The 22,039-nt window shown below is 75.8% G+C and carries 22 protein-coding genes and 1 other RNA gene; 10 read left to right on the top strand and 13 right to left on the bottom strand.

Features of this window, described 5'->3' with window-relative positions; all coding sequences use genetic code 11:
• Window positions 1-46 precede the first annotated feature (46 nt).
• The 4 genes from ACFCY1_RS09240 to ACFCY1_RS09225 form a co-directional block, all read right to left on the bottom strand.
• Complete coding sequence (locus tag ACFCY1_RS09240) at window positions 47-1,087, bottom strand: N-acetylmuramoyl-L-alanine amidase (RefSeq protein ID WP_375874064.1); 1,041 nt, start codon at window positions 1,085-1,087, stop codon at window positions 47-49.
• Between the two features lie 7 nt (window positions 1,088-1,094).
• On the bottom strand, window positions 1,095-2,366 hold the full coding sequence (locus tag ACFCY1_RS09235; RefSeq protein ID WP_375874063.1) for a hypothetical protein: 1,272 nt from the start codon (window positions 2,364-2,366) through the stop codon (window positions 1,095-1,097).
• 134 nt (window positions 2,367-2,500) lie between these two features.
• Window positions 2,501-3,154 (bottom strand): class I SAM-dependent methyltransferase, encoded by a 654-nt coding sequence (locus tag ACFCY1_RS09230; protein ID WP_375874062.1) that lies wholly within the window; start codon window positions 3,152-3,154, stop codon window positions 2,501-2,503.
• Window positions 3,155-3,285: 131 nt separating this feature from the next.
• Window positions 3,286-4,677 (bottom strand): M48 family metalloprotease, encoded by a 1,392-nt coding sequence (locus tag ACFCY1_RS09225; RefSeq protein WP_375874061.1) that lies wholly within the window; start codon window positions 4,675-4,677, stop codon window positions 3,286-3,288.
• Window positions 4,678-4,838: 161 nt separating this feature from the next.
• Here ACFCY1_RS09225 and ACFCY1_RS09220 point away from each other — a divergent pair, with 161 nt between their 5' ends.
• Window positions 4,839-5,921, top strand: a complete 1,083-nt coding sequence (locus ACFCY1_RS09220) for an alcohol dehydrogenase catalytic domain-containing protein (RefSeq protein ID WP_375874060.1) — start codon at window positions 4,839-4,841, stop codon at window positions 5,919-5,921.
• 139 nt (window positions 5,922-6,060) lie between these two features.
• On the opposite strand, the gene ACFCY1_RS09215 is transcribed toward ACFCY1_RS09220, so the two are convergent.
• Together ACFCY1_RS09215 and ACFCY1_RS09210 are read right to left on the bottom strand one after the other, a co-directional pair.
• Window positions 6,061-6,234 carry a hypothetical protein gene (locus tag ACFCY1_RS09215; protein WP_158077660.1) on the bottom strand — a complete coding sequence of 58 codons (174 nt, stop codon included), beginning with the start codon at window positions 6,232-6,234 and terminating at the stop codon, window positions 6,061-6,063.
• A gap of 616 nt (window positions 6,235-6,850) precedes the next feature.
• Window positions 6,851-8,836, bottom strand: a complete 1,986-nt coding sequence (locus ACFCY1_RS09210) for an alpha/beta hydrolase family protein (protein WP_375874059.1) — start codon at window positions 8,834-8,836, stop codon at window positions 6,851-6,853.
• Between the two features lie 1,015 nt (window positions 8,837-9,851).
• On the opposite strand from ACFCY1_RS09210, the gene ACFCY1_RS09205 reads away from it, so the two are divergent.
• Genes ACFCY1_RS09205 through ACFCY1_RS09195 form a run of 3 tightly spaced genes read left to right on the top strand, consistent with a single transcriptional unit; the run spans window position 9,852 to window position 12,599 of the window.
• A complete protein-coding gene (locus tag ACFCY1_RS09205; protein ID WP_375874058.1) occupies window positions 9,852-10,688 on the top strand; it encodes a Nif3-like dinuclear metal center hexameric protein in 837 nt (278 codons plus the stop codon).
• Window positions 10,689-10,711: 23 nt separating this feature from the next.
• Window positions 10,712-11,455 (top strand): zinc ribbon domain-containing protein, encoded by a 744-nt coding sequence (locus tag ACFCY1_RS09200; RefSeq protein WP_049659174.1) that lies wholly within the window; start codon window positions 10,712-10,714, stop codon window positions 11,453-11,455.
• 4 nt (window positions 11,456-11,459) lie between these two features.
• Window positions 11,460-12,599: a bifunctional RNase H/acid phosphatase gene (locus ACFCY1_RS09195; protein WP_375874057.1), complete on the top strand. Its 1,140-nt coding sequence runs from the start codon at window positions 11,460-11,462 to the stop codon at window positions 12,597-12,599.
• A 21-nt stretch (window positions 12,600-12,620) separates the two neighbouring features.
• Here ACFCY1_RS09195 and yaaA read toward each other — a convergent pair whose 3' ends face one another.
• A complete protein-coding gene (gene yaaA, locus ACFCY1_RS09190) occupies window positions 12,621-13,406 on the bottom strand; it encodes a peroxide stress protein YaaA (RefSeq protein WP_375874056.1) in 786 nt (261 codons plus the stop codon).
• 10 nt (window positions 13,407-13,416) lie between these two features.
• A complete protein-coding gene (locus tag ACFCY1_RS09185; RefSeq protein ID WP_375874055.1) occupies window positions 13,417-13,863 on the bottom strand; it encodes a DUF3995 domain-containing protein in 447 nt (148 codons plus the stop codon).
• A 111-nt stretch (window positions 13,864-13,974) separates the two neighbouring features.
• Here ACFCY1_RS09185 and ACFCY1_RS09180 point away from each other — a divergent pair, with 111 nt between their 5' ends.
• From ACFCY1_RS09180 to rnpB, 3 genes are all read left to right on the top strand, one after another.
• Entirely contained in the window at window positions 13,975-15,426 is a 1,452-nt protein-coding gene (locus ACFCY1_RS09180) for an RNB domain-containing ribonuclease (protein ID WP_074000840.1), read from the top strand.
• A 96-nt stretch (window positions 15,427-15,522) separates the two neighbouring features.
• Window positions 15,523-17,037: an MFS transporter gene (locus tag ACFCY1_RS09175; RefSeq protein ID WP_375874054.1), complete on the top strand. Its 1,515-nt coding sequence runs from the start codon at window positions 15,523-15,525 to the stop codon at window positions 17,035-17,037.
• Between the two features lie 13 nt (window positions 17,038-17,050).
• Window positions 17,051-17,448: RNase P RNA component class A (gene rnpB / locus ACFCY1_RS09170), an RNA gene on the top strand.
• Between the two features lie 20 nt (window positions 17,449-17,468).
• On the opposite strand, the gene ACFCY1_RS09165 is transcribed toward rnpB, so the two are convergent.
• Window positions 17,469-17,726: a hypothetical protein gene (locus ACFCY1_RS09165; protein WP_049658025.1), complete on the bottom strand. Its 258-nt coding sequence runs from the start codon at window positions 17,724-17,726 to the stop codon at window positions 17,469-17,471.
• Window positions 17,727-17,829: 103 nt separating this feature from the next.
• Window positions 17,830-18,228 carry an ACT domain-containing protein gene (locus ACFCY1_RS09160; RefSeq protein WP_074000845.1) on the bottom strand — a complete coding sequence of 133 codons (399 nt, stop codon included), beginning with the start codon at window positions 18,226-18,228 and terminating at the stop codon, window positions 17,830-17,832.
• 154 nt (window positions 18,229-18,382) lie between these two features.
• On the opposite strand from ACFCY1_RS09160, the gene ACFCY1_RS09155 reads away from it, so the two are divergent.
• On the top strand, window positions 18,383-19,108 hold the full coding sequence (locus ACFCY1_RS09155) for a PadR family transcriptional regulator (protein ID WP_117487491.1): 726 nt from the start codon (window positions 18,383-18,385) through the stop codon (window positions 19,106-19,108).
• 75 nt (window positions 19,109-19,183) lie between these two features.
• On the opposite strand, the gene ACFCY1_RS09150 is transcribed toward ACFCY1_RS09155, so the two are convergent.
• Window positions 19,184-19,381 (bottom strand): hypothetical protein, encoded by a 198-nt coding sequence (locus tag ACFCY1_RS09150; RefSeq protein ID WP_375874053.1) that lies wholly within the window; start codon window positions 19,379-19,381, stop codon window positions 19,184-19,186.
• Window positions 19,382-19,442: 61 nt separating this feature from the next.
• On the bottom strand, window positions 19,443-19,661 hold the full coding sequence (locus ACFCY1_RS09145; protein ID WP_053112518.1) for a hypothetical protein: 219 nt from the start codon (window positions 19,659-19,661) through the stop codon (window positions 19,443-19,445).
• Between the two features lie 413 nt (window positions 19,662-20,074).
• Between ACFCY1_RS09145 and ACFCY1_RS09140 the strand changes: the two genes are divergently transcribed.
• Window positions 20,075-20,770 carry a bifunctional DNA primase/polymerase gene (locus ACFCY1_RS09140; RefSeq protein ID WP_049659894.1) on the top strand — a complete coding sequence of 232 codons (696 nt, stop codon included), beginning with the start codon at window positions 20,075-20,077 and terminating at the stop codon, window positions 20,768-20,770.
• 42 nt (window positions 20,771-20,812) lie between these two features.
• On the opposite strand, the gene map is transcribed toward ACFCY1_RS09140, so the two are convergent.
• Window positions 20,813-21,658 (bottom strand): type I methionyl aminopeptidase, encoded by an 846-nt coding sequence (gene map / locus ACFCY1_RS09135; RefSeq protein ID WP_049659897.1) that lies wholly within the window; start codon window positions 21,656-21,658, stop codon window positions 20,813-20,815.
• 133 nt (window positions 21,659-21,791) lie between these two features.
• On the opposite strand from map, the gene ACFCY1_RS09130 reads away from it, so the two are divergent.
• The gene (locus tag ACFCY1_RS09130) at window positions 21,792-22,019 is read left to right on the top strand and encodes a hypothetical protein (protein ID WP_074000849.1); all 228 of its coding nucleotides are present in this window, start codon (window positions 21,792-21,794) and stop codon (window positions 22,017-22,019) included.
• Window positions 22,020-22,039 lie beyond the last annotated feature (20 nt).

Genomic DNA, 22,039 nt, shown 5'->3' with positions numbered 1-22,039 from the left:
CGGTCCGGGCGGAGCGTCGTCCTCCGCCGGTCGCGGCCCAACTCCCTTACCGCTCTTCGGTCTTCTCTTGGGTCGTCAGGAAAGCGGTCAGCGCGTCGGCGATCCCCCGGGCCGCCTGCTGGCGCCACTGAGGGTCCGTCATCCGCTTCGCGTCCGTCGAGTTGCGCATGTTACCGCACTCGATGAACACCTTGGGGACCGTCGAGAGGTTGAGGCCGCCCAGGTCGGAGCGGGTGTCCAGGCCGTCCTTGGCGATGTAGTCCGCGTACGGCTCGCCGGTCGCGGCGTGGAACCGGTCGCGCAGCAGGAGGCCGAGCCGGCGCGAGGGGGCGACGATCGCCGCGTTGTCCGCCTTCCCCGCCACCACCCGGGCGGGCATGATCACGTGGAACCCGCTGCCGCTCGCCGGGCCGCCGTCCCCGTGCACCGAGACCGCGACGTCGGCGTGGGCGTCGGCGCCCGCGCGGGCCCGTTCGTCGACGCACGGGCCCCAGGGCCGGTCGCCGTCCTGCACCAGGACCACCGTGGCGCCCCGGGCGGCCAGCAGGGCGCGGGCCCGGCGGGAGACGTCCAGGGTGTACTCGGCCTCGGTGTAGCCGGCGTTGGTCTCGGTGCCGGTGGTGTCGCACTCCTTGCGGGCGTTGCCGATGTCGACCTGGCGGTTGATCTCGGCGGTGTGGGCGGAGTTCCCGGGGTTGTGGCCGGGGTCGAGCAGGACGGTGCGGCCGGTCAGGACCGCGGCGTCGGCGGGCGCGGGCGGGGCCTCGGCGGCCGGGGCGGTGGACGGCGGCGGTGCGACCGGCGGGGTGAGGGGCGCGGCGGTGCCGTCGGCCGGGGCGCCGGGGTCGGCGGTGCCCGGCTGGTCCGTGGCCGCCGGGGCGGGCGGCGCCGAAGCCGGGCCGGCAGCCGGGGACGAGGCGGCGGGGGCCGACGCGGCCGGGGCCGCCGTGGCGCCCGCCGGGCCGGAGTGGTCGAGGGCCCGCCAGCCGAACCAGCCCGCCGTGCAGAGCGGAACGGCCACGGCCGCGGCGGTGGTGGCGCGCAGCAGGGCGGAGCGGCGGGGCGGTCGGGGGGCGGTGCCGGTCACTGGTCGGTCAGATCCTGTCCTGGGTGCGCGGAGTCAGGCCGTAGCTCTTCGCGATCGCGTTCCACTTCGTCATGAAGTCCGTCTTCGCCTGCGTCGCCTGCGGGTTGAGCTCGTCCGCGTGCTTCTTGTCGGCGGTGGCCGGGGCCCGGCCGGTGCAGCCCTGGGCGGCGACGGCGCGCGCCCAGCTCGCGTACGCCTTGTCTATGTCGGCGGACAACTGCCAGGCGGACTTCAGGGAGTTCACCGCGTCCGCGCCGCCCGGCACGTCCGTGACGCTCAGTTGGGAGAGCTTGGCCAGCAGGGCGGTCCGCTGGCTCGCGCCGTTGTCGAAGTCCTGCGCGGCGCTCTCGATGTCGGCCTTCGGCGGGCAGCTGGTCACCTTGGCGACGGCGCTGCCGATCGGGGCCTTGGCGCTCTCGCCCTCGCTGAGCAGGCCGTCCAGCGCCTGGGCCTGCGCCTTGGCGCCCGGACCGGGAGCGGTCGAGCTCGGCGACGGCGTACCGGCGGGCGAGCCGGACGCGCTCGCGGCGGCGCTCGGCGCACCGTCCGCACCCGTGGGCGCGGTCGCGGGCGGCGGGTTCTCCGCGCCGGTCGCCGGGGCCGAGGCCGGGGCGGGCGCGGCCTGGCCGTCCTTGTCGCCGCCGCCCCGCAGGGCGAACAGCAGGCCGCCGCCGACCGCCAGCACCAGGAGCAGCGCGAAGCCGATCAGCAGCGGGGCCCTGCGGTTGGTCGGCCGGTCCTCGTCGTCCCCGTGGGCGGTCCCGGTCGGGTAGTCGGGCTGCGCGCCGTAGGGGAGCGGGGTGCCGTACGGGGGCTGCGCGCCGTACGGGGACTGCGGCGGGGCGGCGGGCGGCTGCAGGAGGTAGTCGTAGCCGGGGGTCTGCTGCGTCTCCTGCTGCGGGGCGTGGGACGGCGGACCCGCGTGGGAGGGGAACGGCGCGGACGCCGGCGGGGCGGCCGGGGGCGGCGGGGCGGCGCCGGGGAACAGCCGGGCGGTCGGCGGGTCGTAGCCGGGCGAGGCGGCCAGGTACGGGCGGGCGCCCAGCGGCGGGCCCTGGTCGCCGACGGCGCCGGGCGAGGGCGGCGGGGCCATCGGACCGGGCTGGGCGGCGGACTGCGGGGCCGTGGACTGCGGGGCCGCGGGAGGCTGGGGGGTGGCGGGCGCCTCGGGGACGGGCTGCGCGTCGGCCGGGCGCTGCGGGCCGCGCACCCAGCCGCCGGCGCCGCCGCGCGCGGTCGGGTCCCAGACCGCCGGAGCGCTGTTCTGCTGGTCCGTCATGTCGCTGCTGGCCCCCACCGTCCGCCGATGCTCTGCCTGGTGCTGCGCGGCCACCGTACCGTTCGAACCCCTGCCCGGCAGCCCCGGCACGACGTTAGAGCATCGGCGCGGGACCCCGGGAGCGAACAGATGTCCTACCGCGCGGCGCGGCGCAGGACGCGCAGGGAGCCGGTCACCGAGACCTCCTCGAAGCCCTCGGCCAGCGCCCGCAGGTACACCCGGTACGGGGCCTGGCCGCCGTCCGCCGGGTCGGGGAACACGTCGTGCACCACCAGCAGGCCCTCCGGCGCCAGGTGCGGCACCCAGCCCTCGTAGTCGCCGGTCGCGTGCTCGTCGGTGTGCCCGCCGTCGATGAACACCAGGCCCAGCGGGCGCCCCCACAGTGCGGCGATCCGCGGCGAGCGGCCGACCAGCGCCACCACGTGCTCCTCCAGCCCGGCGGCGTGCAGGGCGCGGCGGAACCGCGGCAGGGTGTCCATCAGCCCGACCTCGGGGTCGACCAGGGTCGGGTCGTGGTACTCCCAGCCGGGCTGCTGCTCCTCCGAGCCGCGGTGGTGGTCGACGGTCAGCGCGACCGTCCCCGCCTCCCGGGCCGCCGCCGCGAGCAGGATCGCCGAGCGGCCGCAGTAGGTGCCGATCTCCAGCACCGGCAGCCCGGTGCTCCGGGCCGCCTCCACCGCCGCCGCGTACAGCGCGAGCCCCTCGTCCACCGGCATGAACCCGGTGGCCTCCTCGAACGCCGCCAGCACCTCGGGTGCCGGCTCGGCGCTCAGCAGCAGGTCGGACATGCGGTGCTCCTCGGGGGGTCGGGACGCGGGCGGACGTGCACGGACCCTACTCGACGGTAGCGGTAGCGGCGCCGCCGGGGCGGCCGGCGCCGACCGGTGCCGACTGGTGCCGTGCGTCGCTCGGGCGGCGGTCAGCCCGCGAGCAGGTCGGCGGCGATCCGGGCGCGGTGCGGGGCCAGCTCGGCGGCGATCGCCCCGACCTCGGCGGGGGTGGCGGTGACGGCCGCCGGCCGGGCCCCGGCGCGCTCGACCAGGGCGATCCGCAGGTGGGTCGGAGGGTGGGTGGAGTCCACGGCGGCGTGGTCACGGGCGCTGAGCCGCAGCAGGCGCTCGTGCTCGGTGGCGGGGACGGAGCCGAGGTGCTCGCGCAGCCGCTCCCAGAGCAGTTCCGGGGCGGGCGGCTTCGGCTGCTCGGACTGTTCGGGCCGCTCCGGGCCCCGGCCCCGGCCGCGGCGGACCGTCCGGGGGCGCCGGCGCTCCTCGGCGCGGATCCGGCCCACGGCGGTGCACACGGGGCCGAACAGCAGGAGCGTCGCGAGCATCCCGCCGGCCGCCTCGCTGCCGCCGACCCGGACGGCGAGGGCGTCCGCGCGGTACTCGGCCTGCTGCCCGGCGCGGGAGGTGAGCCGGTCGAACAGGTAGAGGCCCTGGAGCAGCAGCCAGGCGACGGCCCGCAGGACGACCGCGCCGACCAGCGCGCCGATCCGGATCAGCAGCGAGAGCTCGTCGCCGTGCGCGCGGCCCGGCCGGTCGGGCCGGACCATGCCGTACCAGGCCGCGAGCGCCGAGACCGCGCTGTGCAGCCAGAGCGAGCGGCGGTGGTCGCCGTTGACGTGGTGGCCGAACTCGTGGCCGAGCAGGGCGATCCGCTGCCGGTCGTCCAGCACCTCCCAGAACGGCAGGCCCAGTTCGAGGACGGGACGGCGGCGCAGCCCGACCAGCCCGTAGGAGGCGTTGAACTCGTCGGTGACCCGGATGACGGCCACCGGCGCGGCACCCAGCTCGGCGGCCACCCGGTCCGCCAGCCCGTACAGGGCCGGGGCCGAGGCGCGGTCGAGGACGTTCTGGTCGCGCGGCACCCGGCCGAGCCGGGGCCGCAGCGCGACCGCGACCACCAGCGCCACCACGCCCGCGCAGCGCTGCACCGTGCTCCCGGTGACGAGCAGCCAGACCGCCAGGCAGAGCAGGCCGACGGTGACCAGGTGGACCAGGCCGGCGGCGGCGGAGGCCAGCAGCCAGTCGCGGCGGGCGGTCGGGGAGTCGCCGCCGGCGGCCTGCTCCTCGAACAGCCGGTCGGTGCGGTCGGCCGCCGCCCGCTCGCGCCGGGTGGGCGCGGGAGCGCCGTCCTGACCGGGGGACAGGTTCCAGTCGCAGGCCGGGCACCAGGCGGTGAAGCGCGGGTCGGCGGTCAGCGCGGCGGCGCAGCGGGGGCAGGACGCGCCGTGGGCGGGCTGCTCGGGGGAGGCCTGCTCGGGGGAGGCCTGCGAGTGTGCAGGCGGGGACGTCGGAAGGGGTGTCGACACGGTGGTGATCATGGCGTGTCGCAGCGGTGGAAGGACAGTGAATTCGTACAGTTCCGTCGGCCGGTTGTTGTGGAACGCGTTCTAGTCGCGTCGCGCCGCCCGTGCCAGAATCGGGCCGACCGCCGATCCGAGGAACACCAGGCACCCCGGGAGCAGCACCCATGCGCGCAGCCGTCCTGCACAAGACCGGCCAGGAGACCCTCGACGTCCGCGAGGACGTGACGGCCGTGGGCTTCGGGCCGGGCACCGTACGGGTCCGGATGCGCGCCGCCAGCCTCTGCCACTCGGACCTCTCCGCGATGAGCGGCGTCCTGCCGCAGCCCGCGCCGTTCGTCCCCGGGCACGAGGGCGCCGGGGACGTGCTGGAGGTCGGCGAGGGCGTCACCGGCCTCGCCGCCGGCGACCGCGTGGTGCTCTGCTGGATGGCCCCCTGCGGCCGCTGCGACCACTGCCGCCGGGACCGCGGCCACCTCTGCATCGCCAGCCTGCGCGGCCTCGGCGCCCCGGGCTTCCGGATCGCCGAGGGCGGGCTGAGCGCCTCCGGCTTCTACGGCACCGGGGCCTTCGCCGAGGAGGTCGTGGTCGCGGCGAACGCCGTCATCAAGGTGCCCGACGACCTCCCGTACGAGGCCGCCGCGCTGATCGGCTGCGGCGTGACCACGGGCATCGGCGCCGCGGTGAACACCGCCCGGGTCGAGCCCGGCGCCTCCGTCGCGGTGATCGGCGCGGGCGGGGTCGGCGTGGCCACCGTGCAGGGCGCCCGGGTCTGCGGCGCCGGCCGGATCACCGTCGTCGACCCGGTGGCCTCGCGCCGCGAGCGCGCCCTGGCGTTCGGCGCCACCGAGGCGATCGCGCCCGAGGAGCTGAAGGCGGCGGCCAAGAAGCTGCCCGGCGGCGGCTTCGACTACGTCTTCGAGGCGGTCGGCCGCGCGGCCACCGTCCGGGCCGGCTACGAGGCCGCCCGGCGCGGCGGCGCGGTGGTCGTCATCGGCGCGGGCGCGCAGGACGACCTCGCGCAGTTCACCATGGGCGAGCTGTTCTTCAACGAGAAGCGCCTGCTGCCCTCGCTCTACGGCGGGGCGACGGTGGCGCGCACCATCGGGCTGGTCGTGGACCTCTGGCGGGCCGGGCGGATCGACCTCGACGGCATGGTCACCCACCGGGTGGGGCTCGCGGACGTCAACGAGGCGATCGCGCAGATGCGGAGTGGCGAAGCGTTGCGGACGGTCGTGACGCTGGGCTGAGGGCGGGCCGCGGCCGGGGCGCTGCTCGGGGCTTCGCACGGAGACTTCGGGCGGGGGCATCGGGAAAGCCGAGGGCCCGCCGGGGGAGTCCGTGCCCTCCCGGCGGGCCCTCGTACGCGGTGCCCTGGTGGTGGTGCGGTCAGCCCAGCGCCCCGGCCGCGCGGTGGCGGCCGTGCGGGTCGGACTCCGGGCTGTCGTCGGCGGCGGAGCCACCGCGGTGGCGGCCGTGCGACGCGGTGTCCTTGGCCGTCTTCTCGTCGGCGTCGGTCCCGGTAACCGCGGGTCCGGTGGTGTCGGTGAGGGTGTCGGACATGAGAATCGTCTTTTCCGTGCGGAGGGTGCAGGTCATCGGCGCCCGGCCGGCGCCGGTGGCGCACGGTCTGGTCCCCGATCGGGCGCCCGGTACGCGCCCGTGGCCGGTGATCGCGGCCCGTGCCCCGGTCACCATAACGGCCGGGACGGACGAGATCCTATCGAGATCATGACGCGAGTCCCGCGCTGGTCCCGGGCCCGGAACCGGGCCTGCGGCCGACCGGCTCGCGGCGGCGCGGGGACGGCGCCCGGAGACCGCCGGGCCGGGCCGGCGGCCCGCGCCCGCCGTCCGGCGGCGGCAGCCGGGTCCGCCCGCGGTGCGGAACTGATGCGGCGCGCAACGATCATCGGCGATCATCAGTGTCCCCGCGTGTGCGGCGGAGGCCCGTTCGACCCGCTCCTCGGCGTCGGCGTCCGGACGGCGGGCCGCCCGGTCCGGCAGCACGGCCGGGGCGGGGGGCGGGCAGGTCCGTACCAAGGCCGACAAGTGGCGCCCACCTGCGGAGAGTTCACTCGGATCGCCTAGCGCGGCGTCGAGGCCGCCCGGGGCTGGCGTCTGGGCCTGGCGCCTGGCTCGGTGCCCGAGCTTGGTGTCCGGGACGGCGCCGGGCGGCGGGTCAGCCCGGGCGGCCGGTCCGCAGGAACGTGGCCAGCAGCTCGTGCAGGACGGCGGCGCCCTCGTCGGCGAGCACCTCGTGCCCGGAGCCGGCCGCCTCGACGTACCGGAAGTCCTCGCCCTCGACCCGGCCGATCCGCAGCAACTCGTGCCGCAGCGAGCGGGACTGGCTCACCGGTACGACCTCGTCCCGGTTGCCGTGCACGACCAGCAGCGGCGCGCTCAGCCGGTGCGCCAGTTGCAGCACGTCGCGCGGTCCGCGGGCGTCGGCGACCTGCTCGCCGCCGCCCAGCCGGGTGGTCAACGCCCGTACGGGGGGCGCCGCTTCGGCCAGCAGCCGGGCGCCGGACAGGAACGGCGCGACCACCGCGCAGCGGGCGACCTGTTCGGCCGGCGCGTGCGAGGCCGCCAGCAGCGCCAGGAAGGCGCCGTAGCTGACCCCGAAGAGGGCCGGCGGCTCCAGGCCGAGGGCGGCACGCTGGCCCGCGATGCCGTCCAGCAGGTACAGGACGTCGTCCAGGTCGGGACCGCCCCAGGCGCCCCGGATGGCCAGCGCGTGCGCCACGCCGTAGCCGGTGGAGCCGCGCTGGTTCGGCGCCACCACCGCCAGGCCCTCGGCGGCCATCCGCTGCAGTGTCGGGTCGAACTCCAGCCGCCAGGCGTCCGCCGGGCCGCCGTGCAGCGCCAGCACCAGGTGCGGGCTGCTCAGCCAGGCGTCCCCGCCGTACACCACGGCCTCCAACGGGCCTGCCGGGCCCGCGAGTTCGAGGCTCTGCGCGGGATGCCAGCGGCCGCCGTCCCCGGGCGGGGTGCTGCCGTCGAGCCGCCAGCCGGGCGGCTCGGTCCGCACCGGGCGCACCCCGCCGGGCTGCCAGGGCAGGATGGTGTCCCGCCACGGGCCCGGCAACCCCGAGGCCAGCGGCGCGAGTTGGAGCGGGAGCGGCGTCGGGCCGGAGACGGGCGGGAGCGGGCCGTGCGTCAGCAGCGTGTCGACGTCGAGGGTGGCCAGCGCCGTCGGGTGGTCGGGCGAGGAGTACGGCACGCGCAGCCCCGCCTCGCCCCAGTGGCCGACCGCGCCGAGCCGCCCGGGCGGGACCGGCAGCGGGTCCAGCCGTCCGGCCGAGGGCCGCCACAGCGCGAGCGCCGAGCCCGCGCCGTGGTCGATCTGCACCGCGACCCGGGGGCCGCCCGCCGCGACCCGCAGGGCGACCGGCCGCAGGAACATGCCCGCGACGTGCAGGCACTCGGGGAAGCGCAGCGGCTCCCCGGCGCCGAGGACGCCCCAGCCGAGCCGGTCGGTGCCGGGCGCGTCGCTGCGCACCATCGCGAACCGGCTGTCCGGGTCGAACAGCACCAGGCGGTCGTTGCTCTGCGGGCCGATCTCCAGTAGGGGGGAGGTGCGGCCGGCGCGCAGGTCGAGCACCACGCTGCGGACCAGGCCCGCGTTCACCCGGTCCAGCGCGAGCAGCGTGCCGGTAAGGTCCAGCCAGGTGCCGCCGCCGTGCAACCCCGGGATCTCGGCGACCTGTTCGGGCTCGCTGCCGTCCGTGCGCACCAGCCAGGCGGTGGTCGCCGGGCGGGTGTCGCTGCCGAGCGCGACCGCCACCGGCGTCCGCGGGTCGGCGCCGGCCTGGGCGGGGAGCGGCAGGACCCGCAGGCCGGTCATCCGCAGCGAGCCCAACTGCTGTTCCAGGGCGCCGTTCCCGCCGTACGAGAGGCGGACCAGGTCGTGCCGCTCGCCGTCGTGCCGGCAGGTCAGCACCGAGCCGTCCGGCAGTGCGACCAGCTGTGAGCGCAGGCTCTCCGCGCGGTTGCCGGGCAGCGGCAGCGCGGTCGGCACGGCCGGTCCGCCGTCCTGCGGCAGCCGCCAACCCTCCACGTACCAGCCGCTGTCGGCGGAGGAGGCGAGGCAGGCGGCGTGGCTGCCGTCGGCGGCGAAGGTGAAGCTCAGCCGGCGCAGCGTCTGGGTCATGGTTCGGGTGGCCACGTTCATGCTCCGCTCACCCCGGTGGTGCTGGACGGGCCCGCCGGGTCGGAGGGGCCTGTGGTGCCGGACGGGCCCGCGTTGCCGGACGGGTCCCCGGCGCCGGGGCGGGCCGGGCCGCCGGCCTGCCCCGGCCGGGCGGCGACCCGGCCGCGGCACGGCGGAGGCCCGGCGATTCGTTCCTGCACCAGGACGGCGGAGTCCTCCTGCCCGATCGGACCGACGGCGGGCGGTACCGGCCCTCGCCCGGCGGGCCGGGCCGTGTGCCGGAAGTCGCCGACGGTGACCTCCTGGTCACCGCCGCCTCCCCGGCCTCCGGCACCGGCCGGTGCCGCCCGCTCCGCCTCCGGCCACGAACCGGCCGCACCCGGTCCGCGGTCCACCGATCCCCTGTCCCCGGCCGTACGCAGCGATGTGCCCGCCCCCATTCGCCACCACATCCCTTCGTCGCGGCCGCTGCCCCCGGTGCCCACTGCTCACGGCACCCGGGGGACGGCCCGGCCTGATCGGTCCTTCCGGAAGGGGCGGCGGTACCGCCCCGGTACGGGAGTGCCCACCCGGATCCCGTCCGGCCCGGCACGGCACCGCCCGACTCCTGGTCGTGGCCGCCGCCGGGGCAACTCCCGTTCGCAGGAGTGAAGTTACTTTCGAGCCAACCGAAGCCTCAACGCAGAGCCGGTCACTTCACTCGTAAGGGTGCAAAGGCCTGGTTTCGAACCCGTACGGGAACCCTGCTGTGAGTAACGGACGACCGGCGCGCGGCCGCGTACGGAGCGCGCGGGGCCCGTCGGGCGCCTCTCGTCGCAGATTGACGTGCACCCGTACGCCCCCAGCTCCCCTGTCCGAACGGCCACGAGGCACCGGCCGACGCGGCCGCGACGCGTCGAAGACGGACCGAGGACGTACCGGCGGCGGCCCGGCGCCGCGGGCGCGACGCGACCCGGCCGCGACCGTTCCCCCGGCGCCCGGCCGTACGGCCGAGGCCCGACCGCCCCCGCGCGCACGGTAGTCTCGACAGGTGCCGAAACTGTCCGACGTCATCACCGCGCTCGAAGAGGTCTACCCCCCGCAGTGGGCGGAGTCCTGGGACGCCGTCGGCCTGGTCTGCGGAGACCCTCAGACCGAGGTCAACCGCGTGCTCTTCGCCGTCGACCCCGTCCAGGCGGTCGTCGACGAGGCCGTGGAGTGGGGCGCCGACCTCGTGGTCACCCACCACCCCCTCTACCTGCGCGGCACCACCAGCGTCGCCGCGACCACCTTCAAGGGCCGGGTGGTGCACACGCTGATCACCAACGGCATCGCCCTGCACGTCGCCCACACCAACGCCGACCACGCCGACCCCGGCGTCTCGGACGCGCTCGCCGAGGCGGTGGGCCTGCGGGTGACCGGCCCGCTGGTGCCGGACCCGACCGACCAGCTGGGCCGCCGCGGCACCGGCCGGATCGGCCTGCTGGAGCCCCCGCTGACCCTCTCCGCCTTCGCCGCGCAGGTGGCGGCGGGCCTGCCCGCCACCGCCGCCGGCGTCCGCGTCTCCGGCGACCCGGACCGGCTGGTCAGCCGGGTCGCGGTGTGCGGCGGCTCGGGCGACAGCTTCCTGGCCGACGTCCGGTCGGCCGGCGTGGACGCCTACCTGACCGCCGACCTGCGTCACCACCCGGCCTCCGAGGCCGCGGAGGCGTCGCCCGTCGCGCTGCTCGACGCCGCCCACTGGGCCACCGAGTGGCCCTGGCTCACCCTGGCCGAGCGGGCCCTGCTGGCCGCCGCCGACAAGCGCGGCTGGGCCGTGGAGACCAAGGTCTCCCACCGGGTCACCGACCCGTGGACCGCGCACGCCCCCATGTCCTTCACCGCCTGACCCGATTCACAGGAGCTCTCCGCTTGAACGCCGCGCCCGCCGACCAGAACCGCCTGCTCGACCTCCAGGCCATCGACTCGAAGCTCGACCAGCTGGCCCACCGGCGCCGGAGCCTGCCCGAGCACGCCGAGATCGAGAAGGTCACCGCCGACCACACCGCGCTCAAGGACCTCGTCGTCGCCGCCGAGGCCCAGAAGGGCGACACCGCCCGCGAGCTGACCAAGGCCGAGCAGGACGTCGAGCAGGTCCGCTCCCGTGCCGCCCGCAACCAGCAGCGCCTGGACTCCGGCGCGATCACCTCGCCGAAGGACCTGGAGAACCTCCAGCACGAGATCGGCTCGCTCGCCAAGCGCCAGGGCGACCTGGAGGACGTCGTGCTGGAGATCATGGAGCGCCAGGAGAGCGCCAAGAGCCGGGTCGAGGAGCTGTCCGCCCGCCTGGAGCACTCCACCGTCGTCCTCACCGAGGCCGAGGGCCGCCGCGACGCCGCCTTCGCCGAGATCGACGGGGAGGCCGAGAAGGTCAAGCGCGACCGCGAGACCGTCGCCGCCGTCATCCCGGCCGACCTGCTGAAGGTCTACACCAAGCTGCGCGAGACCCAGGGCGGCGTCGGCGCGGCCCGCCTCTACCAGCGCCGCTGCGAGGGCTGCCGCACCGAGTTCTCGATCACCGAGCTGAACGCCATCAAGGCCGAGCCGGCCGACAAGGTCGTCCGCTGCGAGAACTGCTCGCGGATCCTGGTCCGCACCTCCGACTCGGGCGTCTGATCCGGTGGCGGCGCGCTTCATCGTCGAGGCCGACGGCGGGTCCCGGGGCAACCCGGGGCCGGCCGGCTACGGCGCGGTGGTCCGTGACGGGGACACCGGGCAGATCATCGCCGAAGCCGCCGAGTTCATCGGCCACGCCACCAACAACGTGGCCGAGTACAAGGGATTGATCGCCGGGCTCAGGGCGGCCCGCGACCTGGACCCGGACGCCTCGGTGGACGTCCGGATGGACTCCAAGCTGGTCGTCGAGCAGATGTCCGGGCGCTGGAAGATCAAGCACCCCGACATGCAGCCGCTCGCCGCCGAGGCGCGCACCGTCCTCCCGCGCGCCCGGGTCACGTACACCTGGATCCCGCGCGAGCGGAACAAGGACGCCGACCGGCTGGCCAACGAGGCGATGGACGCGGGCCGCGACGGCCGCCAGTGGGAGCCGAAGCCCAAGGCCGCGGTCGCGGTCGTCGACGAGCCGCCGCTGGAGACCGCCGCCCCCAAGGCCGGCTGGGCCGCCCCCGCCGACCTCGGCACCCCCACCACCTTCGTCCTGCTGCGCCACGGCGAGACCCCGCTCACCCCGGAGAAGCGTTTCTCCGGCAGCGGCGGCAGCGACCCGGAGCTCTCCGACAAGGGCCGCTGGCAGGCCGAACGGGCCGCCGAGGCACTGGCCGCGCGCGGCAGCGTCCAGGCGGTCGTCGCCTCCCCGATGCTCCGCACCCGGCAGACCGCCGAGACCGTCGCCGCCCGGCTCGGCCTGGAGGTCCGGTACGAGGACGGGCTGCGCGAGGTCGACTTCGGCGCCTGGGAGGGCCTGACCTTCGCCGAGGTGCGGGAGCGCTACCCGGACGACCTGACCGCCTGGCTCGGCTCCGCCAAGGCCAAGCCGACCGGCAGCGGCGAGAGCTTCACCACGCTCACCCACCGGGCCGGCGTCGCCCGGGACAAGATCCTCACCCGGTACGCGGGGAAGACCGTGCTGGTGGTCTCGCACGTCAGCCCGATCAAGACCCTGGTCCGGCTGGCGCTCGGCGCCCCGCCGGACTCGATGTACCGGATGGAGCTGTCCGCCGCCTCGATCTGCGCCGTCCAGTACTACGCGGACGGCAACGCCTCGGTGCGGCTGCTCAACGACACCTCGCACCTGCGCTAGGGCCCGTCGTCACCGGGGTGCTCAGTGCACCTCGGTGACCACCACGTCCAGCTGCCACGGCTTGCGCGCGGTGCCCTCCGCCGCCAGCTCGACGTGGTGGCCCAGCTCCAGCAGCGCGTCCATCAGCTCGCCGGGGGTCTTCGGCTCCGCCCCGGCCGCCAGCAGGTCCCGGACGATCCGCCCCTTCGTCGCCTTGTTGAAGTGGCTGACCACGCTGCGCTTGCCGTTCCGCTCCTGGAGCACCCGGACGGTCGCGGTCCTGGCGGCCACCTCGCCGGCCGGCTTCCAGGCCGCCGCGTACGCGGAACTGCGCAGGTCCAGCACCAGCCCGTCCGCGACCTCGGGGAGCACGGGGGCCATCGCGCTCCGCCAGTACGCCCCGAGCGCCCCCAGCTGCGGGAGCTTGACGCCCATCGAGCAGCGGTAGGACGGAATCCGGTCGGAGATCCGCACGGCGCCCCAGAGGCCGGAGAAGACCAGCAGCGAACGCTCGGCCCGGTCGTACGCGGCGGCGTCCAGGGTGGCCAGGCCGAGGTTGTCGAACAGCACCCCGGTGTACACCTCGCCCGCCGGACGGGCACCCGCCGTCGGCAGCCCGGCGTTCTTGGCGACCTCGCCGCGCAGACCGGGGGAGAGGCCGAGCACCTCGGCGGCGGCGTCCTCGTCACCCCGGCACAGGCCCACCAGCGCGTCCAGCACCGCGCCGCGCGCCGCCGTCAGCCCCGGCAGCGACAGCCGCTCCAGCGCCACCGGCCCGCCGTCCCCGGACCCGGCCTTGCCCTCCGAGGGCGGCAACAGCACCAGCACAGCGGACTCCTCAACAATCTGTGGCGGACGAACCCCGCAACCCTACTGCGGCCGCCCCGGCCCCCAGCGCCACACAGAGCGGCGAGTAGTACCGCACGTTCAGCCGCCGGAACCGCTCCGAACGCTCACTCACCCGGCCGAACACCACCGGCCCGGCCACCCCGCGCGCCAGCAGCACCCCCGCCACCACCCGCACCCCGGCCCGTCGCAGCCGCCGCGGCCCCACCTGCGGCAGCACCCCGGCCTCCGCCCCCACCAGGTACGCCCCCGCCCCCAGCGCCCCCGCCACCGCCAGGCACGCGCCCACCGGCGGCACCCCCTCACCCTGCCCCACCACGACGTCCGCGAACTCCTCCGCCGACCCCAGCGGCCACGGCGTCACCGCCCACACCGCGTGCAGCGCCCCCGTCGCCCCCAGCGCCGCAGCCACCACACCCCCGGCCACCTTCACACCCATCGCCCAAACCCCCTTCGTGCACGGCCACTTGCCCCCACCGTACGAGTGCTTACGCCGCCCCCGGGCAGAGCCTGGCCCGGAACCGCCCGGCCCCGCTCTACCCTGGCGTGCATGCCTCGCCGAAAACTGCGCGTCAAGGCCGCCGACTCCGCCCGGATCAACACCGAGCTGACCGAGCTCCGCACCCGCCTGGAGGTCCACACCGAGTGGCCGCGGGCCGTGCTCGCCGAGGCGGAGGAGGCGGCCGAGCGCCCCCGGCTGCCGGAGTACGACGCCACCGACCTGCCGCTGTTCACGGTCGACCCGCCCGGCTCCCGCGACCTCGACCAGGCCGTGCACCTCGCCCACCGGCCCGGCGGCGGCTACCGGGTGCACTACGCGATCGCCGACGTCGCCGCCTTCGTCCACCCCGGCGGCGCGATCGACACCGAGGCCCGCCGCCGGGTCGAGACCCTCTACTTCCCCGACCACCGCGTCCCGCTGCACCCCACCCGGATCTCCGAGGACGCCGCCAGCCTGCTGCCCGGCGAGCCCCGCCCGGCCCTGCTCTGGCAGCTGGACCTGGACGCCGACGGCGCCGTCGTCCTCGCCGACCTGCGCCGCGCCCTGGTCCGCTCGCACCGCCGGCTGGACTACGCCGCCGTCGAGCGCGCGGTGGACCTCGGCGGCGCCGACGAGCAGCTCGCCCTGTTCGCGACCGTCGGACGGCTGCGCGAGGAGCAGGAGCGCGCCCGCGGCGGGATCAGCCTGCCGGTGCCCGAGCAGGAGGTCGAGGAGACCCTGCACGGCTACGTCCTCGGCTACCGCGCCCCCGGCCCCGCCGACGGCTGGAACGCCCAGATCTCCCTGCTCACCGGCATGGCCGCGGCCGACCTGATGCTCGACGCGGGCGTCGGCCTGCTGCGCACCCTGCCCGCCGCGCCCGCCACCGGGTACGAGCGGCTGCGCCGGATCGCCGCCGCCCTCGACGTGGACTGGCCGCGGGCCGTCCCGTACCCCGAGCTGATCCGTTCCCTCGACCCGGACGTCCCGCTCAACGCCGCCTTCCTCAACGCCTGTACGGGCCTGCTGCGCGGCGCCGGCTACCACGCCTTCGACGAGTCCCGCGGCCTGCCCGCCCCCGCCGAGCCGGAGCACGCCGCGCTCGCCGCCCCGTACGCGCACTGCACCGCGCCGCTGCGCCGCCTCGGCGACCGCTTCGCCCAGGAGGTGTGCGCGGCGGTGGCGGCGGGCGAGGACGTGCCGGAGTGGGTGCGCGAGGCGCTGCCGGCCGTCCCGGCGCTGATGGCGGGCGGGGACCGCCGCGCCGCGGAGGTCGAACGGGCCTGCGTGGACCTGGTGGAGGCGGAGCTGCTCGCGGGCCGGGAGGGCGAGGACTTCGCCGCCGTGGTCATCGACGTGGACGAGCGGCGGCCCGGCTCCGGCACCGTCCAGCTGCGCGACCCGGCCGTCCGGGCCCGCTGCGACACGGCCGCGGACGGGCTGCCGCTCGGCCGGGTGATCGACGTCCGGCTGACGACGGCCGACCCGGCCACCCGGACCGTCCGCTTCACGGCGGTCTAGCGGGCCGCGTCCCCGTGCCACCTGGATTACGCCACCCGCCACCCGGACGCGCGGCTCACCCGCCCAGGCCCGCCCCGCGGTGGGAGGATCGGTCCCGTGCCCGCCCCCCAGCCCCGCGCCGCCGCAGCCGCGCCCGCCCCCGGGCCCGCGCTCGGGCGCCGCCGCCGTCTGCTCGTCCTGGCGATCTGCTGCCTGAGCCTGTTCATCGTCGGCCTCGACAACACCGTGGTGAACATCGCCCTGCCGGTGATCCAGCGGGACCTGGACGCCCCGGCGTCCGGGCTGCAGTGGATCATCGACGCCTACACCCTGGTGCTGGCCTCGCTGCTGATGCTGTTCGGCTCGGTGGCCGACCGCTTCGGCCGCCGCCGGGTGTTCCAGACCGGCCTGGTCTGCTTCGCGCTCGGCTCGCTGCTGTGCAGCCAGGCGCCGAGCCTGGGCTGGCTGGTGGCGTTCCGGGCGCTCCAGGCGGTGGGCGGCTCGATGCTCAACCCGGTGGCGATGTCGATCATCACCAACACCTTCACCGACCCGAAGGAACGGGCCCGGGCGATCGGCGTCTGGGGCGGCGTGGTCGGCATCTCGATGGCGCTCGGCCCGCTGCTCGGCGGCTTCCTGGTGGACGGCGCGGGCTGGCCGTCGATCTTCCTGATCAACGTCCCGGTGGCGCTCGCCGCCATCGCGCTGACCGCCCGCTACGTCCCGGAGTCCCGCGCCCCCCGGCCGCGCCGGCTGGACCCGGTGGGGCAGCTGCTGATGATCGTGCTGCTCGGCTGCGGCACCGCCGCGATCATCGAGGGCCCGGCCAACGGCTGGACCTCCCCGCTGATCCTCACCCTGGCCGCGACCGCGCTGGCCGCGCTGATCGCCTTCCCGCTCTGGGAACGGCGGGTGGCCGAGCCGCTGGTGGACCCCCGGTTCTTCGCCAGCGTGCCGTTCACCGGCGCCGCCGTCACCGCGGTCTGCGCGTTCGCCGCGCTCGGCGGCTTCCTCTTCCTCAGCACCCTCTACCTCCAGGACGTCCGGCACTACAGCCCGGTCGAGGCCGGCCTGTGGACGCTGCCGATGGCCGGGATGATGCTGGTCTGCGCGCCGCTGTCCGGACGGATCGTCGCCGGCCGGGGCCCGCGCCTGCCGCTGGTCGCGGCCGGGATCGGCCTCGCCGCGAGCGGGCTGCTGCTCACCCGGCTCGCCGCCGACTCCCCGCCGGCCCTGCTGCTGGTCGCGTACGCGCTGTTCGGCTTCGGCTTCGGCATGGTGAACGCGCCGATCACCAACGCCGCCGTCGCGGGGATGCCGCGCGCCCAGGCGGGCGTGGCGGCGGCGGTCGCCTCGACCAGCCGTCAGGTCGGCCAGTCGCTGGGCGTGGCGGTGATCGGTACGGTCGTCACCGCGGCCGTGGTCGGACCGGTCGCGACCGGTTTCGCCCCGGCCAGCCACGCCGGCTGGTGGATCCTGGTCGGCCTCGGCGGCGCCGTCCTCGCCCTCGGCCTGGCCACCACCACCGCCCGGGCGAGCGCGACGGCGGCCCGGGTGGCCGCCCGCCTCGGCGCCGAGGCGCCGGCCGTCCGGTCCGGTGTACGGGAGGCGCCGCCCGAGCGGCTACGATGACCACTACGGCGGAAGAGCCGGCCGGGCGGTCGCGACGGGTCCCAGACCCGCCGAGGAACGTCCGGGCTCCACAGAGCAGGGTGGTGGGTAACGCCCACCCGGGGTGACCCGCGGGACAGTGCCACAGAAAACAGACCGCCCACCGCTTTTCGTGGTGGGTAAGGGTGAAACGGTGGTGTAAGAGACCACCAGCGACCGGGGTGACCCGGCCGGCTAGGTAAACCCCACCTGGAGCAAGGTCAAGATCGGCGCCCTCGGGCGCCGTGCGCGGACGATTGAAGGCTGCTCGCCCGAGTCCGCGGGTGGACCGCACGAGGCTGTCGGCAACGGCAGCCCTAGATGGATGGCCGCCTCCCCGGGCCGCGCAAGCAACCCGGGAGACAGAACCCGGCGTACAGGCCGACTCTTCCGCCCCCTTTCCCGCCCGCCGGTCAGGCGGGGCGGGCGCCGACGGCGTCGCGGATCTGGTCGCCGAGGCCGCCGTTGACGCGGGCGCAGTTGGCGCAGCAGAAGAACATGCCGGCGACTTCGACGCCGTGGCCGACGATGCGGACGTCGCACTGTTCGCAGCGTGGGGCGAGCTTCTCCATCGCGCACTCGAAGCTGTCGAAGGTGTAGGTGTCGCCGGTGACCGTCCTGATCTCGAAGGCCAGCCAGTAGTCGTTGCCGCAGGTGACGCAGATGGCCATGGCGGCCGTCTCCTTCCGGTGGGGCCTACCCCGGCGGGGCGGCTCGTCTCCCAGTGTCGAAGGCCCGGTCGGCGGCGGCCACCCGGAGGGGGCGGGCGGGGGCTCAGGCGGAGCCGGCGGCGAGGTCCTCCAGGGCGCGGACGGCGCGGTCGGCGTCGGCGGCGGCGACGAACAGGTGGTCGTGGTGGAAGCCGGCCACCACGTTGCAGCTGATGCCCTCCTCGGCGAGCCGGCCGGACACGGCGGCGGTCAGTCCGACGGCCTCCAGCGCCGAGTGGATCCGCAGGGTGATCCAGGCCGCCACGTACTCGTAGCGCAGCCCGAGCGCGTCCGCCTCCTCCTGGGCGATCACCATCGTGACCCCCTCGGGTTCGGCGACGGTCACCACCGGCCGCATGCCGGCGGGCACCCGGGCGGGGAGCGTGCAGTAGACGTACCGCCCGGGGTTGAGCTGCGGGCTCATGCCGCGCAGCAGCGTCGCGAGGTCTCGTTCTGCGGCCATGCCCGCCACCGTAGCGGCTGGGCGGGGGATGGGCGGTGCTCCGTGGGCGTGTCGGAATCCGTTGACGAGCGACAGTCACCGATATATCGTCGAACTATCGAGACAGTGACTCGACTGCCTCGTTGAACCTCAGAGATTCGAGGAGGTGGGCGCGATGCGCTCAGAACGTCAAGGAAGGCGATTCCGCTGGGAGGGCCCGCGCGGCGGTGACGGTGGCGGCCCCGGTGGCCTCGGCGGCGGCGGTCGGCGCCGCGGGCCGGGCCCGGGGCCGGAGTTCCGGGGGATGCCCGGGGAGGGCTTCGAGGGCCGGGAGGCGTTCGGCGGGTTCGGCCCGCCGTTCGGTGGCGGCGGTCCCGGCCGGCCGATGGGCGGCCCGTACGGGCACGGCTTCGGCGGGCACGGCGGCCGGCGCGGTGGCCCGCACGGGCGGCGCGGCGGGCGGGCCCGGCGCGGTGACGTCCGGGCCTCGCTGCTGGCGCTGCTCAAGGAGCGGCCGATGCACGGCTACGAGATGATCGCCGAGATCGCCGAGCGGACCGGCGGGGCCTGGCGGCCCAGCCCGGGGTCGATCTACCCCAACCTCCAGCTGCTGGAGGAGGAGGGCCTGATCACCGCGGAGGAGGTCGGCGGCAAGCGGCTGGTCTCGCTCACCGAGGCGGGCCGGGCCGAGGCCGACGCCGGGCCGGCCGAGCCGTGGGCGGAGGCCGGCCGGGAGGTCGACTGGGAGGCCGTCCAGGAGGTCGGCCAGGCGCTCGCCGCCGTCGACCAGGCGATCCGCCAGGTCATGGCCACGGGCACCGAGGCGCAGCGCGCCAAGGGCCTGACGGTGTTGACCGAGGCCCGCAAGAAGCTGTACCTCATCCTCGCCGAGGATGACTGACCGACCGGGGGGAGCGGGACGGGCGGTGCTGCTGCCCGGGTGGCCCGAGCGGTCCGGGCGGCCGGGGGGAGGGCCTCACGGCCGGACCGTGAACAGGGCCACGCACACCAGCAGCAGCACCGCCCAGCCGAACCAGAGCCATGCGTTCGGCTCGATGACCACGCTGTAGAGGCACACCGCCAGGAGCAGCACCCCGGTGACGCCGGCGACCTCCCGGTTGTGGTGCCGGACCGCCCGGGAGCGGTCCCGCGGGTGCCGTACCGTCCTCGCCATGCCGACCTCCGGGGGAGACTGCGGCCGACCTCCGGGGGGCCGCGGAGGGAGGGGGCGGCCGTCAGCCGGAGGCCGCCTCGTCGTACTCGTAGCGCCAGAACCAGCTCAGGCCCCGAACCTGCTTGCTCCGGACGTACACCAGTGTGCGCGCGGGAGTCCCGCCGTGCGCGGGGACCGGGACCTTGTACTTCTTGGGCACGCCGAGCATCGGCCCCAGCGGGATGGGGAGGATCTTCCCGTCCAGGGGGCCGCCGACGAATGCGGTGTCCGCGCTCTTCATCCCTCCAGGGTCTCACCTCCGCGGACGAGCCCGGGGCGCACCCGTGGGCCGCACCCGCGGCCGTCGCCGGGAGTGTGACCGGAGAGGCACCGCCCCCGGTCATCCGGAGGCCCTCCGCACCCTTATCCTTCCTGTTACGCCCTCGGGGTCCACCCGGGTCAGCGGGCCCGTACGGGCCGGGCGAGGCGCGAATCCGCGCGCCCTCCGGCCGATTTGGCGCGGACAGCGTGCTGCCGCGACTGCGTACCGTGACCCGGGCGTCGGCCGTCCGGTGACCCCGGGCCGCGGCCGGCAGGGCGCCGACGTCAGGGCCGAGCACCCCGGGAAGCAGACGGGGGCGCCGTGCGTTGCGTCGGAGTGGTACGTCGAACGCTGTGTCGCACCAGGCACGGCAGTTGCGCGGAAGGGGCCCGATGGAAGCCGGCAGCAGGTGGACGACCTGGTGGCAGAAGCGTGATCGTCAGCGGGCGGGGGGCCCGGACGGGCCGGCCGCCGACCTCGATCAGCTGCTCGGCGCGGTCCGCGCCGGATTCCCGCTCGCGCCCGCCGCCCACCCGGCCGGCTACCGGTGCTCCTGTGACCGGGTGGCCTGTCCGGCCCCGGCGCAGCACCCGGTCTCCTTCGCCTGGCAGACCCAGGCCACCACCGACCCGGAGCAGCTCTCCCGCTGGCTCTCCCGCGATCCGGAGGCGAACTTCATCACCGCCACCGGCCGGGTGCACGACGTGCTGGACGTCCCGGCGGAGGCCGGACGGCTGGCGCTGGAGCGGCTGACGGCGCTGGGCGTCGAGGGCCCCGTCGCCGCCGTCGGCGAGGACCGCTACCTCTTCTTCACCGCCACCCGCGGCACCCCGCAGGACGAGGACGAGTGGTGGCCGAGCGCGCTCGACTCCACCCCGGACACCATGTCCGAGCACCCCGGCCTGCGCTGGCACTGCCGCGGCTCGTACACCCTGCTGCCGCCGGCCGCGCTGCCGGACGGCTCCCACGTGCGGTGGCTGCGCGGGCCCGAGCAGCCGCTGCCGGACCCGCTGCGCGTCCTGGACGTGCTCACCGACGCCTGTACCGAGGTGGGCGCCGTCGCCGAGGAGCAGTGGCTGATCGGCTAGGGCGCCCACCGGGCGACGCTGGTCACGGCGGGGAGACGCCGGTCACGGCAGGGTGAGGACCTCCGCGCCGGTCGGCGTGACCACCAGGGTGTGCTCGAACTGGGCGGTGCGCTTGCGGTCCTTGGTGACGACCGTCCAGCCGTCCGGCCAGATCTCGTAGTCGTAGGTGCCCAGGGTCAGCATCGGCTCGATGGTGAAGGTCATGCCCGGCTTGATCACCTCGGTGGCCCGCTCGCTGTCGTAGTGCGGGATGATCAGGCCGGAGTGGAACGACGTGTTGATGCCGTGTCCGGTGAAGTCCCGCACCACGCCGTAGCCGAAGCGCTTGGCGTAGGACTCGATGACCCGCCCGATGACGTTGATCTGACGACCCGGCTTGACCGCCTTGATCGCCCGGTCGAGGGATTCCCGGGTGCGCTCGACCAGCAGCCGGGACTCCTCGTCCACGTCGCCGACCAGGTAGGTGGCGTTGAGGTCGCCGTGCACCCCGTGGATGTAGGCGGTGGCGTCGATGTTGACGATGTCGCCGTCCTGGAGCACTGTCGAGTCCGGGATGCCGTGGCAGATCACCTCGTTGATCGAGGTGCAGACGGACTTGGGGAAGCCCCGGTAGCCGAGGTCGGACGGGTAGGCGCCGTGGTCGCACATGTAGGCGTGGGCGACGGCGTCCAGCGCGTCGGTGGTGACGCCGGGGGCGATCAGCTTGGCCGCCTCCGCCATCGCCCGGGCGGCGATCCCGCTCGCGATCCGCATCTTCTCGATCGTCTCGGCGGTCTGCACCTCGGGCCCGGTGTACGGCGTCGGCGCGGGCTTGCCGACGTACTCGGGGCGCGCGATGTGCGCCGGGACCTTGCGGGTGGGGGACTGGATGCCGGGTACGAGAGCCATGCCGCGAGTCTAGTCGTCGGGCTCCGCGGCCCCGGGTGGTGTGCGGCCGACCCCGGGTGGTGTGCGGCCGGGCCCGGGGCGGGGAATGATCGGTACCGACCCATCCTTCTGGCCTTCTGAACGGGAGAGCGTCATGCCCCTCGGATTCAACCGCAAGCCGACCGGCAAACCCGGCGAGTGGTTCTACTGCATCAAGCACAACAAGGTCGAAGAGGGCCCGGAGTGCCCGGCGAAGGACCGCCTGGGCCCGTACGGCAGCCCCGAGGAGGCCGCCCAGGCGCTGCGGATCGCGGACGAGCGCAACCGCGAGTGGCGGAACGACCCGCGCTGGAGCGACCGGCCCAAGGACGACGCCGAGTAACCACGGCGGGACCCCGATCC

Source organism: Kitasatospora sp. NPDC056273 (assembly GCF_042268845.1).
GTDB lineage: Bacteria > Actinomycetota > Actinomycetes > Streptomycetales > Streptomycetaceae > Kitasatospora.
Note: the sequence above shows the minus strand (reverse complement) of the source record. Positions and strands in the feature narration are given on the sequence as shown.